Origin of the sequence: Pseudoflavonifractor phocaeensis (assembly GCF_016901735.1) — a bacterium.
Lineage (GTDB): Bacteria > Bacillota > Clostridia > Oscillospirales > Oscillospiraceae > Pseudoflavonifractor_A.
The window spans coordinates 1-313 of sequence record NZ_JACLZC010000228.1 but is presented as its reverse complement, the minus strand read 5'-3'; the positions used below and the strand labels follow the sequence as shown (position 1 = coordinate 313).

The following is a 313-nucleotide window of genomic DNA, read 5'->3' as shown; positions in this document are numbered from 1 at the left end:
GGCTCCGCCTCCGGCGTGGGCGTCACCCTGAAGCACTTCGCGTTCAACAGCCAGGAGAACTCCCGTATGGGCAGCAACTCCGTGGTGTCCGAGCGCGCCGCCCGTGAGATCTACCTGAAGGGCTTTGAGATTGCCGTCCGTGAGGCCAAGCCTGACTACATCATGTCCTCCTACAACATGGTCAACGGCTATCCCACCTTCGAGCACTACAACCTGCTGACCGAGATCCTGAGAAACGAGTGGGGCTTTGACGGCTTCGTCATGACCGACTGGTACTCCATCGGTGCTGTCTACGGACAGAACGCCGGTCAGA

General features: G+C 59.7%; 1 protein-coding gene. It reads left to right on the top strand.

Translation table 11 applies throughout. The features are described 5' to 3' along the window. On the top strand, positions 1-313 hold a 313-nt coding region (locus H7U37_RS15390), incomplete at both ends, for a glycoside hydrolase family 3 N-terminal domain-containing protein (RefSeq protein ID WP_204877043.1).